General features: G+C 70.5%; 1 pseudogene. It reads left to right on the forward strand.

Annotated features, from left to right (window positions below):
* A pseudogene (locus IF20_RS36985) lies at nt 1-295 on the forward strand (transketolase); the annotation flags it as partial.

Consider the following 295-nt stretch of genomic DNA (forward strand, 5'->3'; position numbering starts at 1 on the left):
CTCGTCCCTGACCCTTTACATCCAGCTCTACCTGGCCGGTTTCGGCCTGGAGCTGGAGGACCTGAAGGCCTTCCGCACCTGGGGCTCGAAGACCCCCGGTCACCCGGAGTACGGCCACACCACGGGTGTGGAGACCACCACCGGCCCGCTGGGCCAGGGCGTGGCCAACGCGGTGGGCATGGCGATGGCCGCCCGGTACGAGCGTGGCCTGTTCGACCCGGAGGCGGCCGCCGGCACCTCGCCGTTCGACCACCACATCTACGTGATCGCCGGTGACGGCTGCCTGCAGGAGGGC

This window comes from Streptomyces niger, from assembly GCF_000718305.1.
Lineage (GTDB): Bacteria > Actinomycetota > Actinomycetes > Streptomycetales > Streptomycetaceae > Streptomyces > Streptomyces niger.